We start from the raw sequence: 16442 nt of genomic DNA, 5'->3' as shown, positions 1-16442 counted from the left end.
GGGGATCACGCCTGGCAATGGAACACTCGATCGAAGGTGGCGCTGAAGTCCTCTTTGGCGTTGTCCAGTAGGGGTTGGCCATGGCCACAGAGAACGTGTTTGAAGTTCAGTGTTTTGAGCCGGTTAAAATCCTCGGCAGCAGGTTCCGCCGCCTGCAGCCAGACTGGGCCAATGTTGGCGGGTGTGAAGAAGCCCATCTGCTCCATTCGCTGTCGCGAGGCGTCGCAGAAGTGCTCGTCGGGTTTCAGCCAGTTCTGCAGGGCGTCACAGGCTATCAGGATGCCGCCATCCCGCTGGAGGTGGAGTACGCCTTCAGGAAGTTTGGTAGTTTGGAACTGAAATAGCGATGCGTCACTCAGGGGCAGCGTCTGGCCGAGGACGTTTGCCTCTCTTTCAGACCCGCTTTGGTCCTCCGGTTCCAGACCTGGCATCACCCAGTACTGCGCCTGGTAACGGTCAACATAGAACGCATCGTCACGCCCATGCAGAGCGCCAAGCCGAATCACGTCGGTTACTTTTCCCAGTCGGTCCAGTTCCGCCAGGCCGTCATCATCAAGGCGGACCGTATTGATGAGGATCAGCCGTTCACCGTCACGGACGATGGTCATGTTGCGGCTGAATTGCCAATCCAGGTCCATAAGGACGGTTTCCATGGCACCACTGACAAAAAACAGATCCGGCAGGATCTCTTCGATGGCATTGTGTGCCAGGGCTGGCGGGAAAGACGGCATGAGAGCTCCTCAGTCTTTATCATAGTTATAGCGGCCGACGTAGCGATACTCTCTGGCGTATTCGTTCAGATAGGCGTTGAGGTATCGCTTCTGGGCCTTGTTGAGGCGTCCGTTCCGGATATCGTCCATGGTTTCATCAACGTTGCTGCTGTCCAGCCGTCTGAGGTGAAAAAGCGTCATGTCCCTGCCTCCAAAAAAGCCTTTGAGGAAGTGGTGCAGAGGCCTCGCCTCGGACATATCAAACACGGCCCCGTAGAGGGCCGTGTACAGCGGCTGTTTTGCCAGCAACGCCCGGTCAAATGTTGGGTAGTCTCCGGGTGGTGCCGCGAACGTTGGGTGCTCATCAAGTTGATGAATGGGCTGATTGGCCAGTGACTCCAGGTATTTGCCATCCAGTCCGGCCTGGCGGCCTCCCTCCAGAACGATGTTCAGGTAACGACGGCTTGGTCGGCAGTCGTTGTCGATAAATTGGGGCATGCCCACATAGGTGAGAGCAAAGACCTTCGGGGCCATTGCCGCGCTAGGGTTATCCGGCTCTACCTCGATCTCTATGCGGTTATAGCCATGCCCGTAAGCTTCGGCCTGATCCAACAGAGAAAGCGCCTCGTCGGGGCATTCATGGAGCACGCCGAGAACCCGGTCGTCCGGGTGGCCGGTGTTTTCGATGTTGCCAACACCACCCTCATGGCGGAAGAAGTGCTGCACGTTGAAGCGTAACCGCCATCCGCGCAGCACCGCTTTCGTAGATGCCCGAGGCTCGACACCCTTCGCTCTCAGCGAGAGCATGCTCATGTTGGAGCCAAAGCCAAAGTAGTAAAACATAGATTCAATAGGTTACAGGTTAACCTGCCCTCAGGTACTTTTCTATAACCTGCCACGGCAAAGGCGGTGGCAGATTGGCTTATCAGCAATACGGCCAGGTATCGGTTTTCGCGGAGTTACCTTTACCCCGGGATATTGGGGCTTAATGGTAGTCTATATGGCATCATTATTTATGATCTCGCGTTGAAGTTATACCCGAGTATTGAAAGTGCCAAACCCCGTTCCCTTTAGCCTGAAACCATGACCTCTCTTTATTCACTATGATTCAGCATCTCACAGAAGCCCTTGTCCCTCTGCTGTCTTTGATACTCCTCGGGGCCATTCTTGGCCGAAAAACCGATTTTTTTGACGGCAAGGCATTGGCTGGCCTGGTTACCACCGTTGGAATCCCCGCGTTGCTGCTCCACTCCGTATTGAGCATGGATATGGACATTTTCGGAATGGGTGCCCTTGTAGGCATTACCGTGGCCTGGCTGGTCGTCATGGCGATGGTCACTGCACTGTTGCTTACGCTAGCTGGCCTGCCGGTGAGGTCCTATCTTCCGGCGTTGGTGCACCCGAATACGGGCAATATGGGGATTCCGGTGTGCTTTGCGCTGTTTGGTCCGCAGTCGCTTGGGCTGGCGGTGGTGATTTCCTCGGTGATTCAGGTCAGTCATTTTACGTTGGGAATCGGCTGCCTGTCCGGGCGGTTTTCCATCAGGGCAATGCTGAAGAACGGGCCCGTCCTGGCATTGATCGCAGGTGCTTTTCTGTTGGCGACAAACATTCGCCCGCCTGGACCGGTGATGATAACGCTGGATATGCTGGGCTCGATTACCGTACCGATAATGCTAATGCAATTGGGCAGCTCTATTGCCAACCTGCGGCTGTCAGGCGCGCGGGATATGCTAAGGCCTCTCGTGTTCAGTCTGTATCGGCCATTGGGTGGTCTAGCCCTTGCGTGGGTGCTGTTGCTGATTTGGCCGTTGAGCGCCATGGAAGCGCAGGTTTTCCTGATTCAGTGTGCGATGCCGGTGGCGGTAATGAGCTACGTACTGTCGGTGCGCTATCAAGGGCCGTCGCAGGAGATCGCTTTGACTATTCCAATGTCGTTGCTGGTTTCTTTGGGGATTGCCGTAATTTTTGCCCTGTTTGCGTAGGGGGCAGCGCCCGGGATTACTGCGGCGAACATCAGGTCGGCTTGCGGCTCCAACGTATTGACGGTGCCCAGTTTCCGCAGTCACCCTGAATGAACCGTGTCTACCAGCAATCGTTTGGCCGGGCGGGAGAGTATTCTGACTGATCACACGCCAGAACAATCCGGTGACCGCGCGCTAAGAAGTGCAATGCTTGTAGCGCTTGCAGCCCTTTTCTGGGGGCTTTCGGGTGGTATCGGCGCCATCCTGCTCGCAGAAGGGTGGGGCTCGTTCGTAGTCTCGTTCTACCGGGGGATTGTCGGCCTGCTGTTTGTACTTGTCTGGCTGATTCTACGTCCTGGGAACAGCGGATTGGCCAAGCCGCGGCTCTGGTTCTGGGCGGCGGTGGCCGGCCTTGGCGTGGCGGGCAACTTCTCCTTCTATTTCCTCAGTATCTCCGAGGGCAGCGTTGCCGTCGCGGCGACCCTCATGTATTGCGCCCCGGTGTTCGTGTTTCTGGTTTCCTTTGCCATCGGGCTGGAGCAGCCAACGCCGTTCAAATGCGTGGCCATTGTCATCGTTATTGTCGGCATCGCTCTACTCACGGGTATCTATGACGTTGGCGGTAGCAGTATTACGTGGGTTGGCGTGGTTGCCGGCCTGCTTTCGGGGTTGTCCTATGCATTGTTTATTTTCGGCTTCAAGTTTGCTGCCAGGAACGGCAGCCCTCAGGCTGCTCTGGTGATCGCGTTTGCCGTGCTCGGTATTGTTCTGATCTGGCCAGCCAGCCTTGTGCAGGTCATTGCTGTGCTGGGTGCACCGGAATGGCCGATGTTCATTGCGCTGGGGGTGCTCGGTGGTGGCGTGTCTTTTATAAGCTATATCGTGGGTCTCAAGCACACCGTACCAACCGTCGCTGCCGTTGTAGCGATGGTCGAACCTGTTACCGCTACGCTCTTCGGCATCGTATTGCTCAATGAGAGCTTGGGCAGCGTCCAGTTCCTCGGCATGGGGCTCATCCTGGTCACAGTGACGGCCTTGAGCGTCTATTCGAGCAAGTCCCAGTAGTAATCAACCGGGATTCCAGCGTTCTCTGGCGATAGCCATTTGCCTTCAGAAACATGAAATCTCGCCCACAATTTGGCGTGCCGTTCGATTAGCTCCTATGTTGTCGGAAAGACTCGGGGAGAAATCGCCATGGAAGCTCTCGCAAGAAAGTTGGGTCTCAGGACCAACCCGACCATCTTTTTCACGTCCGCTGGGATCATGATCCTGTTTCTGGTTGTGCTCCTGATTGCGCCAGGCCCAATCGGAGAGGCCTTCGGAGCGGGGCGCGAATGGATCGTTACCAACCTGGGTTGGTTTTTCATTTTCGGGGTGACGAGTTGGGTAGCGTTCCTCTTGTGGGTTGCGCTCAGCCGATTCGGCGCCATCCGGCTGGGCGGCAACGACGCGAAACCGGCCTACAGTAATATCTCCTGGTTCACCATGCTGTTCGCCGGTGGCATCGGCACCGTGCTGATGTTCTGGGGCGTGGCCGAGCCCATCTCGCACTTTTCTTCCCCGCCGAGGCCGAATGTCGAGCCCTATTCGGTCGAAGCCGCCGACGATGCCATGAGCTTCGCTATCTACCACCTGGGGCTGCACACCTGGGCGATCTTCACCATGCCGGGGCTTGCCTTTGCGTATTTTATCTATCGTTACGACCTGCCGATGCGCTTCAGTTCGGTGTTCTATCCGTTGATCGGCGACCGCATATACGGGCCTCTCGGCAAGACTCTCGATGTGTTCGCAATCCTCGGCACGCTGTTCGGTGTGGCGGTGTCAATCGGGCTGGGCACGCAGCAGATCAACGCCGGGCTGACTGAGTTGTTTGGCATTCCGGATGCGGTAATCACCAAGGTGCTGATCATTGCCATCCTGACGGCCGTCGCTGTGGGGTCGATCGTCGCCGGGCTGGACTCTGGTGTGAAGCGGTTGTCCAACATCAATATCGGTATGGCCGCTGGCCTGATGGTATTCGTGCTCTTTACCGGTTCGACGGTTTTCCTTCTGCGAGCCGTGGTTGAGACGTTTGGCCTCTACATATCGAACCTGCTGCCCATGGCCTTCTGGAACGACACACTTGCAAGCTATACCGGCGACGATGGCGGCTGGGGATGGCAGGGCAGCTGGACGGTATTCTACTGGGCCTGGACGGTGACCTGGTCGCCCTTTATCGGAATCTTCGTGGCGCGGATTTCACGGGGGCGGACCATCCGTGAATTCGTGCTCGGGGTCCTGTTCGCGCCATCAATCTTCACCCTGATCTGGTTCGCCATTTTCGGCTGGTCAGCAATGCAGATCGATGGCATTGGGCCGGAGGCCAGGGAGGCGCTGGGCGAACAGGCGGGGGTGTTGTCACAAGCCGTAGGGGAAAGTGTTCCCCTGGCCATGTTCGCGTTCTTCGAAAACTTTCCGGGGGCTACGTTGATTCAGGGCCTGGCGGTTGTGATTGTCGCCATCTTCTTCGCGACCTCATCGGACTCCGCTTCCCTGGTGGTCGATATGTTATGCACGGGCTCGCCGGACCCGGGCCCCTGGCATCAACGCGTTTTCTGGGGTGTGTCTGAAGGCATGCTGGCAGCGATGCTGATCGTACTTGCCGGTGACGCCGGGCTGACCGCGTTGCAGGAAGTGATCACCGTGGTTGGCCTGCCGATGTTCATCCTCGTATTCGCCATGATGTTTGCCCTGTTCCGCGGCCTGGCCCAGGAGAAACTCAGCGAAGTGAGGGTGGGCAGTCCACCGCGGCCGGAGCAGTTGTGACCTGATCAAATATTGCACAGAGTTAATGCCTTGCTTATGCTTTAGGTATCAGCAACGACGTTGATCAGCAACGGAAGGAGGCTGTTCATGGTCGATGAAGCCTATAAAAAGCTACACCCGATCCTCAGTGAGGTCACCCAGACTTATGTTGAGCTCTATACCAACAGGCCCAACGAAAAGAATCGCCAAGAGTTGATTAAGCTCGAGGCGTTGTTGCACGAAAAACTGCAAAAATTGCAGAAGGTGCGGGATGACAATCAATGAACCTGACAGAAGCGCGACTTCCGTCAAAACGCTAAATTGACGCGAGGATCAGCGCATTGCCCAACAGTAGAATGTGCTGATCACGGTTGATGGCTGGCCGAGGCCAGCCATCCCGGTGTCAGGAAAGGTGATGAACGTTTTCCATACCGTACACTGGCGTGTCGATGCTCTCTTTTCGGGCTTTCAGTTGAAGTGCGAGATACAGCGAGTAGTGGCGTGACTGGTGCAGGTTGCCCCCGTGGAACCAGAGGGCTTCCTGTTGCGTTGGCTTCCACATATTGCGCAGCTCACCTTCCCAGGGGCCAGGGTCTTTGGTGGTATCTGATCCCATACCCCAGCACTTTCCAACTTTATCGGCGACCTCCTGGGATATTATTCGTGCCGCCCAGCCATTCATGGAGCCGAAGCCGGTGGCGTAAACAATCAGATCGGCCGGCAGTTCGGTGCCATCCGTCAGGGTGACAGATCGGGGGTTGATGCGTTCAATACCGACCCCGCTTTTAAGCTTGATTTCGCCCTGGGCGACAAGTTCGGATGCACCGACATCGATGTAATAGCCTGAGCCACGGCGCAGGTATTTCATGAACAGCCCTGAGCCATCATCGCCAAAGTCCAGCAGGAACCCTGCTCGCTTCAGCCGACTGTAGAAGTCCGCATCCTGTTCGGCGACCTGCTCGTAAACCGGGATGTGCATATCGGGCATGATTTTGAAGGGCACCGACGCAAATGTGAGATCGGCCTTTTCTGTGGTCATGCCGTTCTGTACCGCCTCTTCGGAGTAGAGTGGGCCTAGCACCAGCTCCATCAGAGTGTCGGACTTGATGATGTGGGTTGATGAACGCTGAACCATGGTGACGTCGGCGTCGTTCTCCCATAACGCAGCGCAGATATCGTGTGCGGAGTTATTTCCGCCCAGGACTACGCACTTCTTGCCTTTATAGGCAGCGCCACCGGGGTGTTTGCTGGAGTGGTGTTGCTCGCCTTCAAAACTGTCCATTCCGGGAATATCGGGTATGTTGGGGATGCCCGACATGCCGGTAGCCAGCACGAGCTGCTTGGGGCGAAGGGTGACTTTCTCGCCGTCCCGAACCACCTCCACGACCCATTCCTGACTGGCCTCATCGTAGCGCGCCCCCGTGCACTCTGTTGAGCTCCAGTAGTTGAGCTCCATGATCTTGGTGTACATTTCGAGCCAGTCGCCGATTTTGTCTTTCGGCGCGAAAACGGGCCAGTGGTCCGGGAACGGCAGGTAAGGCATGTGGTCGTACCAGACCGGGTCATGCAGGCAAAGAGACTTGTAGCGGTTGCGCCAGGAATCGCCTGGATTCGGGTTTCGCTCGATCACAATCGTTGGCACGTCCAGTTGCCGCAGACGGGCGGCCAGGCCAATGCCCCCTTGTCCACCGCCGATGATCACGCAGTAGGGCTGGCGGCTGTATCCCAGTTCCTGTTCTTCGTCCTGCTTTGCCTCAAGCCAGGTTTTCCGTGACTTGGTCGCTCCATGCTGAGCGCCTTTGGGTCGAAGAAAGTTTTTCTTCTCGGGAAACTCCTTTAATTCCTGCATGGTGGTCAGCAGGGTCCAGGCACCGCCATCGCGAAGCCGGATGTGCCCTTTACCCAGAGCATCCCTGGTTTCGAAGGTAATCCAGGCTTCGGTCACGCCGTCCTGTTCTGTCGCGTCTTCGGCAACCTTCCAATTGCTGGGGAGGACATGTTTCGAGGTCTGTTCCAGCATGTCGCGGATATGGTCCCGGCCCTCCAGGGTTTTTATGTTCCAGGTTATTGCAACAAGATCTCTCCAGAAGCCGTTTGCTTCAAACAGTTCCGCCGCCCTTCCAGGATCGCTCGACTGCAGTATCTCGCTGAACCCGTCAAGCCACTGCTGAACTCGTTGGGTGGGGGTGATTTGGGTTTCGGTCATCACGGTTCTCCAGATTTCCATTGTTTTTGTTGGCGGGGAGTCTTTGATCCCCGGTGCGTTGTTGAACACGCTAATAGGAACGGAGCAGATGACGTGCCACATCGGTCTCCAAGGGCTTTTTATTTTCCAGGTATCTGAAATAAAGGGGTTTCAGGGATTTTTGTGAAAGGAGGAGGGGGTGGCGGAGCCATGTGGCAGAAGGCCCTGGCATTACGGCTGTAATGCGATTGCCTGTAAATGCGTTACAGGTGTAACGATCACTCAGGCACTAAAGGAGGATGTTGATGCCGGGTAATCCGGTATAGGCTGTCAGAACGACGAAGCAGTATCTCATCGTAAATGACAACAACAATATCAGAGCAATGCAGGAGCTTGGCATGACGATGCAACAGGCACAGCGGCGCCACATAGATACGATTCTAAGTTATACGGATGAAGGCGTGTGTGCGGCTTTATCTCCGGAGTCCGAACTGATTGGTCGCTCATGGAAGCGATGTATTGACGAGTACGGACTGGACCCGAGCCAGCCGCGTCGTGCCCGGATCGTGACTCATCAAACCCTGAGGGAGCATCAGGACTCGGTCGATGAATTTCTCAACGTGGCTCGGGCCGGCGTTGAGCAACTGTATATGAATATCGCAAAGCTGGGTTATGTGCTGTTGTTGACGGATCACCGGGGCATTACCGTGCAGTTTCTGGGGGATCGGCGTTCTGACCAACGTTTGCGTAAAGCCGGTTTGTACCTGGGGGCCGATTGGAGTGAGAAGTACGCGGGCACCTGTGCTGTGGGTACGTGTATTGAAGAGGGGCAGGCCCTGACATGTCACCGGGTCGACCATTTCGATGCAACCCATATAAGCTTGACCTGCACCTCGGCGCCCATTCTTGATCCGCTGGGCAACCTGCTTGCGGTACTCGATATTTCGGCTCTGGATTCGCCTGATCCACACAGCAGCCAGACGTTTGCACTGCACCTTACCCAGCTCTACGCCCGCATGATTGAGGACGCCTATTTCCTCCGCCGTTATCGCAATCAGACGGTCTTCCGGTGTGATGCCTCGCGGGAGTTTGTGCAGGTAAATGGCCAGTACCTGTTCGCCATTGACGGGGATGGGTGCGTGGAGGCCGCCAATACAGCCGGTCGTTCACTCATGTGGAGCCATGGAAACGGCAGCGATACCAAGCTGACCAGCCTGTTTGAATGCGAGTTAAGGGACATCTGGAGCATCCCTTACGATCAGGATGATCAGGTCAGGGCGTTCAGGCACTGCATCAGTGGCAATACCTTTTTTGCAGCGTTGATCCAGCCTAGGATCAAGTCGACGGCTTCCGCATCTTCTGACGCCCTGCCCACTGATGAATCTGTGCCTGAGCTAGATGCGCTGGCAGCGGATGACCCCGTCATGAGGCGAACTCTTGGCCTTGCCAAACGACTGAGGAACAGAGATGTCGGGCTGCTGGTGCTGGGTGAGACCGGCACGGGCAAGGAAGTGCTTGCCCGGGCAATACACCAGTCCAGCCACCGCTCCCGACGGGCGTTTGTTGCCGTAAACTGCGCAGCCATTCCCGAGTCACTGATCGAGAGCGAGCTTTTCGGGTACGTGGCGGGCGCGTTTACCGGTGCGCGGGCCAGAGGAATGCGGGGAATGATCCAGCAGGCGGATGGTGGGACATTGTTCCTGGACGAAATCGGGGATATGCCCCTGCAGCTCCAGACCCGGCTGCTGCGGGTGCTGGCGGAAGGCGAAATTCTGCCAGTGGGCGCCGACAGTCCCGTGAAAGTGAACTGTCGCGTGATAGCCGCCACGCACCAGGACCTGGGCCAACTGATTGAACATGGTGCGTTCCGCGCTGACCTCTATTACCGGCTGAATGGGGCCACGCTGCGCTTGCCCTCTCTGGGAGAAAGGGCTGACCGACAGCATGTCATTAACCGGGTACTCACACACCTGATCGACCAGGGACAGCTGCCCGATGTTCGAATCCGGGCAGATGCGATGAGTGCGCTGCTTGCCTATGACTGGCCGGGTAACATTCGTCAGCTTGTTAATGCACTGGCGTTTGCAGAAGCTACCTGCGACGATGGACAGATCACGGCCAATGACCTACCAGACGAGTGCTTGAGAGATCCTGCGATCGCGGCAACGAGCGTTGAGCGGGATGTCGACCCCGACGAGAGCGATCCGTTATTGGCGGCACTAAAGAAATATCGCTGGAACGTCTCTGAGGTCGCACGTCGTTATGGAGTGTCACGCCCGACTATCTATCGCTGGATGCAGCAGCAGGCGATTGAGGCGCCGAGGTTCCAAAGCAAAATATAAGTCTACGCTGCATTATATCTGCTTGTAGACCACCTCTGACAACCGGCTGCGGTTGCCATCCGTATCCAGGGTGCGGATAGCGAAGTACCAGGTGCCTTCGGTGAGCTCGTCCACCAGCAACTCGTCGATAGAGGCGTCGCCAACGGCCAGGCTTTGGTCCAGGCTGTCCTCGCTGTTGCCGTAAACCACCTCAAAGCCGGCAATTTCGCCCATCGCGAGACTGTCACCATTTTCTCTGGTGAGCGGCGCGGTCCAGCTTAGCAGGGCTGCGTTGGCCGGAACGGTGTCCTCGGGGCTTGGCTCGGGGGCCGGCGGTTCGCTGGTGTCGTTGTCCGTTCCGTTGTCGGCGACAGTATCTCCAGTGCTGTTGTCGTCACTGGTATCGGGCTCTGGTGTATCGACAACGCTTGTGTCGTCTTCGCCGTATACCTCTGCAATGGTCTTGAAGCGTTGTACGTAGCGGTATTCGGCCACCACGAGTCTTTGGCTGATGACGCTCGAGTCCACCTCGGCCTGCAGCTCAGAGGCCTGCACTGCTGCGGCAGACACGAGATCGGCCAGAGCGATGTTTTCGCCGTCGCCCATCAGGCTGATCTGGCCGGTTTCGAGAATCTGGGTTGCCACGTTGTTCAGGACATCGGAAATGTTGTTCCATTGGGCGTTGTTGTTGACCAGGGCAAGGAAAGCCGCATTGGCAACGGCGACCTGCAGGGCATCGGCAGACACGCCGTTAAACTCGTCCAGGCGGGTCAGGTCCGGCGGGTCGAGGCGCAAGGAGCCCGCTGCCAGGCCAAACCAGCCTTCAACCCTTTCATAGGCCCCAGAGAGTGCATCGGGGGAGAGCCCATTCTCGCTACGCTCAGCCAGCGCCACGGCCAAATGGGTCAGCGGCGTGAGGTTGACGGTCTCCATGCGAAGATCACCGGCTCCGCGCAGACTGAAACTATCGTCCAGCATCATGGTGTCGCCAAAGGCAACCGGCTCGGCGCCGCTGCGTTCGCATTGGGGAACGACGTCGCAAGTCATGCGGGTATTACTGTCAGCGGTAAGTTCTACCAAAGCCCAGCTGTCCGCCTTTCCTCGCAATTGCCACACATAACTACCGTCGTTTGCTGTCAAAACCGGTTTTGCGGCCTGTCGCTGTGGAGCATAGTAGCCGTCTTTGTCGGATATCAGGCGAGTGGCGGTCACCAGGCCTTGTTGAATAACGCCTTTCATGGCGGCGCCGGCAAGCTCAACCGTTTCAGCCGCCGGAGTGGTTGACGCTTCTGACTGTGGTGTCGTGGCGTTGTCTGAGGACGTCATGTCGAGACCGCAGCCCGAAAGCAGAACCGCTAAAGATAGAGTCAGCAGTCCATGCTTCGTTAAATTATTGCCGCAAGTTGACATTGTTTCGCACCAATTTATTGACGAGTTCGGACGAATCTTACAGCGGCATTTTTCGGTTATATGCGGTCTGGTTCAGGGTTTTTCGGGTGAGAATCGTCAGGAAGTTGGCGCTTACAGAGCGATACACGGTGAGACTGAGCGTTACATGGTCTCGGGGCGATTTTGGTTCCTTAGTTCGCTGTTATTTATACAGTTTATGCAATCGACCCGGCAGCCGGGACATTTGCTTGGGCGCGGCCGGACTATTAGCGATTACAAATTTAAACGGTGGGCAGGAGTTGGATATACCTCTAAGTATTAATACGTAGTTTTTCTGCGGCGTTCTAAGTAATCACTGCGTATTGGTTTGGTCATTCCTACGGATTGTTAGTTCTCGCTCAAATCGTGACCATAAGTCGCGAATGACGACCCGAGCATCGTTCTAATACAACAAACACAACAGGAACAAGATCATGAAAAACTTCTTGAAAGCTGCTGCGACCGCCGCAGTGGTGTTCTCCGTGCTGTTCACGTCCTTTGCCCACGCTGCTGATAAGAGCTACACCCTCCGACTCGCAGAAACCTGGGGGCCGAACTTCCCGATTTTCGGTGATGCCACCAAGAACATGGCGGAAATGGCCGAAAAAATGTCCAACGGCCGGCTCAAGATCCGGATCGATTCCGCCAACCGCCACAAAGCGCCTTTTGGCGTCTTTGATATGGTCAAAGCGGGCCAATACGACATGGGCCATTCAGCGTCTTATTATTGGAAGGGCAAAGTGCCCAACACCCTTTACTTCACCAGTATGCCGTTTGGTATGAACGCTCAGGAGCAATGGGCGTGGTTCTACCACGGTGGCGGTATGGAGCTGATGCAGGAAGTGTACGAGCCCCATAACATGCTGTCGTTCCCAGGCGGTAATACGGGCAACCAGATGGGCGGCTGGTTCCGCAAAGAAATCAAAACCCTGGAAGACCTCGACGGGCTGAAAATGCGAATCCCCGGGTTTGCTGGCGAAGTCTTTGCCGAAGTTGGCGTTAATCCTACCAACATCCCGCCAGGAGAGCTTTACACCGCCCTGGAGCGCAACACCATCGATGCGGTTGAGTGGGTAGGCCCGGCCCTGGACCTGCGTCTGGGTTTTCAGCAGATTGCTGACTATTACTACACCGGCTGGCATGAACCCGCCACCGAGTTGCAGTTCCTGATCAACAAGGATGTCTGGGAGGACCTGCCGGCGGATCTGCAGGAAGTTCTGCGTGTCTCTATGCGTACGGCATCCTACGACATGCTGACCCAATCCGTGCATGCCAATGCACAAGCTTGGGCATCCATTCGTGACGAGTACCCGAACGTCAAGGTCAAAACCTTCCCGGACGATATCTTCAAAGCCATGGTCGCGGCTAACGAAAAGGTCCTGGAAGCGTATTCCAGGGATAACGAGCAAGGTCAGCGCATTATCAAGTCACAGCAGGCCTATCTGGACAAAACACGTGCTTACATCGACATCTCCGAGCGCGCCTACCTGAACACCATGGCCGAACTGGAAGAGTAAGTTTCCCGCCATTGGCCGGATGCTTGGCGCTTCGCAAGAAGCGTCGGCATTCGGGTGTTTTCATGAGTCCTATTTAATCCCGATTGGTCCGGAGTCCCCGCTTCGGCAAGAGGAGTTGTAATGCGTTGGTTAATTGCTGTGGATGATGGGTTAGGCGCTGTATCTCGAGCGTGTGGCTGGGTCGCAAGCGTGGCATTTGTCCTGATGATGCTGAACGTTTTCTACGATGTGGTGGCTCGGTATGCCTTCAATGAGGTATCCATTGGGATGCAGGAATTGGAGTGGCACTTGTACGCCGTCGTCTTTCTGATGGGCATTCCTTACGCCATGAGGACGGATGGTCACGTGCGAGTGGACGTTCTCTATGCCGGCCGCAGTGAAGCTTTCAAGGCTTGGGTCAATCTTGTTGGGGCCCTTTTTTTTGCGCTTCCGATTGCCGCCATGATCGCCTGGCTGGGTTGGGGATACATGCTTGATGCCTATCACATGGGGGAAGGCAGCGGAGATCCGGGAGGTTTGCCCTACCGCTTTATTGTTAAAGGGCTGATTCCGTTTTCTTCATTCTGGCTGGCGGTTGCCAGCGTGGGCATGGCGACCTTCGCTCTCAGGGTTCTTGTCAAAGAATCCGCCTACGACGAGCAAACCGGTGCAGGAGGTCTGGCATGATCGGGATGATAATGTTTGGGGTCTGCCTCTTCATGCTGCTGTGGGGCTTTCCTGTTGCGTTTACGTTCGGCGGCGTTGCGTTGATTTTTGGCCTGATTGCAGAGGGGCCGCAACTGTTTGCCTTCATGCCATTCCGCATTATGAGCATTATGCAGAACACGGTGTTAATGGCGATACCGCTGTTCATTTATATGGGCATCGTGTTGCAGCGCACCCGATTGGCGGAGCAATTGCTGGAGTCCATGGGGCGACTGTTTGGTGGATTGCCCGGGGGACTGGCGATATCCACCATCGTGGTCGGTGCTTTACTGGCCGCCTCCACTGGAGTGGTGGGTGCCAGTGTCGTGGCCATGGGGTTGATTTCGCTCCCGGTCATGCTGGCGAATGGCTATGACAAAAAGCTTGCCTGCGGCACCATTTGTGCCTCAGGCACCCTGGGGCAAATTGTGCCGCCATCCATCATCCTTATCATCCTCGGTGACGTGCTCGGCTTGCCTGTAGGGGACCTTTTCAAGGCCGCGGTGATCCCCGGTGTGGTGCTTGTGGGGCTCTACATCGGGTATATCCTGTTCGTCAGTTGGCGATCGCCGGGAACGGCGCCAGCGATGCCGCGGGATAGCGATGACAGCCGGGCACAGGAAATCGGCAAAGCCCTGATGGCGATCATACCGCCGCTGGCATTGATTGTTGTGGTACTGGGCTCGATCTTTACCGGTATCGCAACGCCGACCGAATCTTCAGCCCTGGGTGCCGTCGGCGCGCTGGTTCTGGCCGTGGCCTATCGCCAGTTTTCCTGGCGGATGATGTGGGAAAGCTCTCGGGATACGGTCAAGGTGACGGCCATGGTCTTCGCCATTCTGGTAGGGGCAACCGCCTTCTCCATGGTGTTCAGTTACACCGGTGGCGACTACCTGCTGGAGGAGTGGATGCTGCAACTGCCGGGTGAGAAATGGGGCTTCCTGATCCTGACCATGCTTATTATTCTGGTGTTGGGTTTCTTCATCGACTTTGTCGAAATCTCCTTCATCATCGTACCTATTCTGGCGCCCATCGCTGAACTGATGGGTATCAATATGCTCTGGTTCGCCATCCTGATCGCGATGAACCTGCAAACCAGCTTCCTGACGCCGCCCTTCGGGTTCAGTCTTTTCTACCTGAAAGGAGTATCACCACCCGAGGTTAAAACCACCGACATCTATCGCGGTGTGGCGCCATTCATACTGCTGCAGATAATGGTGCTGATCGCGATCCTGATCTTCCCCGCGTTCTTTGGTATGTCATCCTCCTGAGCGAGTTCTGGAGGCTTTTATTAATGACGCTGAGGGCATGTTTCGATCTGGCTGAAGTACCTTGACTGGAGGTTTGGCGGGCCTTGGGAGACTCTTTTCCAGGCCCGCTCTTTTTTACGGTTTGGGTTAGACTGATGGAGTCTCGCAACCGATGCCTAGATGGCGTGTGCTTATAAAGGACAATGTGACGGTCATGTCGTTAAGAACAAAATTGATACTGCTTGCCCTGGTTCCCTTGCTGGTGGTGACCGGTATTTTCTCCGCGGTGACCTTGCACCAGGGCGACATACTCATGGAACGCGAACTGCAGATTTTTGAGCAGAACCTGCGGCGGTCCAAGGAAACAGCGTTGAAAGACTACGTTTCCATAATGCGCACCGCTATCGAATTTGTCCGTCAGAACGCGGCCAATGATGATGAAGCCCGCGACAAGGTTATGGCTCTGATGCAGGAGGCCTCATTCAGTGACGACGGCTATTTCTATGCCTACACCCATGACGGATTGAACCTGGTCCACGCAGCACAGCCGGCCCTGGTCGGACGGGATATGTACGATTTCCAGGACAGTAGCGGGAACTATCTGATCCAGAATCTGATACGGATTGCTGACAATGGCGGAGGGTATTACCAGTATCTGTGGCAGCAGCCTTCCACCGGCAGGGAAGTGGATAAAGTTGGCTACGTTGAACAGATTGAAGACTGGCAATGGATGTTTGGCACGGGATTGTATATCGATGATATTGCCGCTGAGATGCGGGCCATCGAAGCGGGCGTGGACGCTAACGTTAAACAGACCCTGTGGGCCATTCTGTTGGCGTTGATGGTATCAATCGGTGTTGTGGTGTCTGCGGGGGTTCTGTTTAATGTGCACGAACATCGCTTGGCGGACCAGAATCTGAAAGAGCTGAGCCACAAGACCGTGCAACATCAGGAAGAAGAACGCCGCCGGGTATCGAGGGAATTGCATGATGGCATCAACCAACTGCTGGTGTCTGTGAAATATCGGTTGGAGACGGCCATGACCCATATTCCAGAGGGTGACTCCGTCGCCCAGGAGTCACTGGTGAAAGGCGGAGAGGTTTTAAACCGTGCGATACAGGAAGTACGGCGTATTTCCCATGATCTGCGCCCCAGCGTACTGGATGACCTGGGGTTGTTGGCGGCGCTCAACCAGTTGCTGGATGACTTCCGCGAACGTAGCGGGATCGTTATGGACATAGATATCCAGCCACCGCAGGAGGATATTTCCGAGGAGGTGGCTACAACGCTGTATCGTATTGTTCAGGAGGCCTTGTCGAACGTTGAGAAACACGCCCAGGCCACCCGGTTGGCGCTGAGCCTGGAAGAGGATGCGGAGGGGCTCTTTCTGTGTATTTCCGACAACGGCGTAGGCATTGCCGAGAAAGATGCATACGCCAGGCGAGGCATCGGGTTGCGTAATATGCGCGAGCGTGTGGAGTTTTTGGGTGGGGAGTTTGAGGTATCTCCGCGGCCAGGAAACGGAACCCGGATAATGGCCTCGTTCAAACAATACCAGGCATAGTCGAAAGAATAAGGATAAGCCTGGCGGTCTAGTAA

13 protein-coding genes are annotated in these 16442 nt (G+C 56.0%); 9 read left to right on the top strand and 4 right to left on the bottom strand.

Annotated elements, in window-relative coordinates; genetic code table 11:
- Nucleotides 1–5 precede the first annotated feature (5 nt).
- Together JJO78_RS13220 and JJO78_RS13215 are read right to left on the bottom strand one after the other, a co-directional pair.
- Nucleotides 6–731: a hypothetical protein gene (locus JJO78_RS13220; RefSeq protein ID WP_075196979.1), complete on the bottom strand. Its 726-nt coding sequence runs from the start codon at nucleotides 729–731 to the stop codon at nucleotides 6–8.
- Between the two features lie 9 nt (nucleotides 732–740).
- Nucleotides 741–1553 carry a gamma-glutamylcyclotransferase family protein gene (locus JJO78_RS13215; protein ID WP_075196980.1) on the bottom strand — a complete coding sequence of 271 codons (813 nt, stop codon included), beginning with the start codon at nucleotides 1551–1553 and terminating at the stop codon, nucleotides 741–743.
- 260 nt (nucleotides 1554–1813) lie between these two features.
- Here JJO78_RS13215 and JJO78_RS13210 point away from each other — a divergent pair, with 260 nt between their 5' ends.
- The 4 genes from JJO78_RS13210 (at nucleotide 1814) to JJO78_RS13195 (ending at nucleotide 5743) form a co-directional block, all read left to right on the top strand.
- On the top strand, nucleotides 1814–2695 hold the full coding sequence (locus JJO78_RS13210; protein ID WP_007152690.1) for an AEC family transporter: 882 nt from the start codon (nucleotides 1814–1816) through the stop codon (nucleotides 2693–2695).
- Between the two features lie 186 nt (nucleotides 2696–2881).
- A complete protein-coding gene (locus JJO78_RS13205) occupies nucleotides 2882–3739 on the top strand; it encodes an EamA family transporter (RefSeq protein WP_075196981.1) in 858 nt (285 codons plus the stop codon).
- 129 nt (nucleotides 3740–3868) lie between these two features.
- On the top strand, nucleotides 3869–5479 hold the full coding sequence (locus tag JJO78_RS13200; protein WP_075196982.1) for a BCCT family transporter: 1611 nt from the start codon (nucleotides 3869–3871) through the stop codon (nucleotides 5477–5479).
- Nucleotides 5480–5566: 87 nt separating this feature from the next.
- Nucleotides 5567–5743, top strand: coding sequence for a hypothetical protein (locus tag JJO78_RS13195; RefSeq protein ID WP_178380819.1), 177 nt, complete (start codon nucleotides 5567–5569; stop codon nucleotides 5741–5743).
- A 118-nt stretch (nucleotides 5744–5861) separates the two neighbouring features.
- On the opposite strand, the gene JJO78_RS13190 is transcribed toward JJO78_RS13195, so the two are convergent.
- Nucleotides 5862–7664 carry a flavin-containing monooxygenase gene (locus JJO78_RS13190; RefSeq protein WP_075196983.1) on the bottom strand — a complete coding sequence of 601 codons (1803 nt, stop codon included), beginning with the start codon at nucleotides 7662–7664 and terminating at the stop codon, nucleotides 5862–5864.
- A gap of 377 nt (nucleotides 7665–8041) precedes the next feature.
- On the opposite strand from JJO78_RS13190, the gene JJO78_RS13185 reads away from it, so the two are divergent.
- Complete coding sequence (locus tag JJO78_RS13185; RefSeq protein ID WP_075196984.1) at nucleotides 8042–9985, top strand: sigma-54-dependent Fis family transcriptional regulator; 1944 nt, start codon at nucleotides 8042–8044, stop codon at nucleotides 9983–9985.
- 12 nt (nucleotides 9986–9997) lie between these two features.
- Here the strand turns inward: JJO78_RS13185 and JJO78_RS13180 are convergent, their stop codons facing one another.
- Nucleotides 9998–11290: a hypothetical protein gene (locus JJO78_RS13180; protein ID WP_075196985.1), complete on the bottom strand. Its 1293-nt coding sequence runs from the start codon at nucleotides 11288–11290 to the stop codon at nucleotides 9998–10000.
- 536 nt (nucleotides 11291–11826) lie between these two features.
- Here JJO78_RS13180 and JJO78_RS13175 point away from each other — a divergent pair.
- From JJO78_RS13175 to JJO78_RS13160, 4 genes are all read left to right on the top strand, one after another.
- Entirely contained in the window at nucleotides 11827–12909 is a 1083-nt protein-coding gene (locus tag JJO78_RS13175; RefSeq protein WP_007152684.1) for a TRAP transporter substrate-binding protein, read from the top strand.
- A 120-nt stretch (nucleotides 12910–13029) separates the two neighbouring features.
- Nucleotides 13030–13575, top strand: coding sequence for a TRAP transporter small permease subunit (locus JJO78_RS13170; protein WP_007152683.1), 546 nt, complete (start codon nucleotides 13030–13032; stop codon nucleotides 13573–13575).
- Entirely contained in the window at nucleotides 13572–14864 is a 1293-nt protein-coding gene (locus tag JJO78_RS13165; RefSeq protein ID WP_075196986.1) for a TRAP transporter large permease, read from the top strand. Before JJO78_RS13170 ends, JJO78_RS13165 begins: the two co-directional genes overlap by 4 nt.
- Nucleotides 14865–15057: 193 nt before the next feature.
- Entirely contained in the window at nucleotides 15058–16407 is a 1350-nt protein-coding gene (locus tag JJO78_RS13160; protein WP_075196987.1) for a cache domain-containing protein, read from the top strand.
- Nucleotides 16408–16442 lie beyond the last annotated feature (35 nt).

The sequence above is a fragment of the Marinobacter sp. DS40M6 genome (genome assembly GCF_028581595.1).
GTDB lineage: Bacteria > Pseudomonadota > Gammaproteobacteria > Pseudomonadales > Oleiphilaceae > Marinobacter > Marinobacter salarius.
Note: the sequence above shows the minus strand (reverse complement) of the source record. Positions and strands in the feature narration are given on the sequence as shown.

What these genes read in the sequence shown, in the direction of transcription:
- JJO78_RS13220 (WP_075196979.1), bottom strand. Translation starts at nt 731, where the DNA reads ATGCCGTCTTTCCCGCCAGCCCTGGCACACAATGCCATCGAAGAGATC.
- JJO78_RS13215 (WP_075196980.1), bottom strand. Translation starts at nt 1,553, where the DNA reads ATGTTTTACTACTTTGGCTTTGGCTCCAACATGAGCATGCTCTCGCTG.
- JJO78_RS13210 (WP_007152690.1), top strand. Translation starts at nt 1,814, where the DNA reads ATGATTCAGCATCTCACAGAAGCCCTTGTCCCTCTGCTGTCTTTGATA.
- JJO78_RS13205 (WP_075196981.1), top strand. Translation starts at nt 2,882, where the DNA reads ATGCTTGTAGCGCTTGCAGCCCTTTTCTGGGGGCTTTCGGGTGGTATC.
- JJO78_RS13200 (WP_075196982.1), top strand. Translation starts at nt 3,869, where the DNA reads ATGGAAGCTCTCGCAAGAAAGTTGGGTCTCAGGACCAACCCGACCATC.
- JJO78_RS13195 (WP_178380819.1), top strand. Translation starts at nt 5,567, where the DNA reads ATGGTCGATGAAGCCTATAAAAAGCTACACCCGATCCTCAGTGAGGTC.
- JJO78_RS13190 (WP_075196983.1), bottom strand. Translation starts at nt 7,664, where the DNA reads ATGACCGAAACCCAAATCACCCCCACCCAACGAGTTCAGCAGTGGCTT.
- JJO78_RS13185 (WP_075196984.1), top strand. Translation starts at nt 8,042, where the DNA reads ATGACGATGCAACAGGCACAGCGGCGCCACATAGATACGATTCTAAGT.
- JJO78_RS13180 (WP_075196985.1), bottom strand. Translation starts at nt 11,290, where the DNA reads ATGACGTCCTCAGACAACGCCACGACACCACAGTCAGAAGCGTCAACC.
- JJO78_RS13175 (WP_007152684.1), top strand. Translation starts at nt 11,827, where the DNA reads ATGAAAAACTTCTTGAAAGCTGCTGCGACCGCCGCAGTGGTGTTCTCC.
- JJO78_RS13170 (WP_007152683.1), top strand. Translation starts at nt 13,030, where the DNA reads ATGCGTTGGTTAATTGCTGTGGATGATGGGTTAGGCGCTGTATCTCGA.
- JJO78_RS13165 (WP_075196986.1), top strand. Translation starts at nt 13,572, where the DNA reads ATGATCGGGATGATAATGTTTGGGGTCTGCCTCTTCATGCTGCTGTGG.
- JJO78_RS13160 (WP_075196987.1), top strand. Translation starts at nt 15,058, where the DNA reads ATGTCGTTAAGAACAAAATTGATACTGCTTGCCCTGGTTCCCTTGCTG.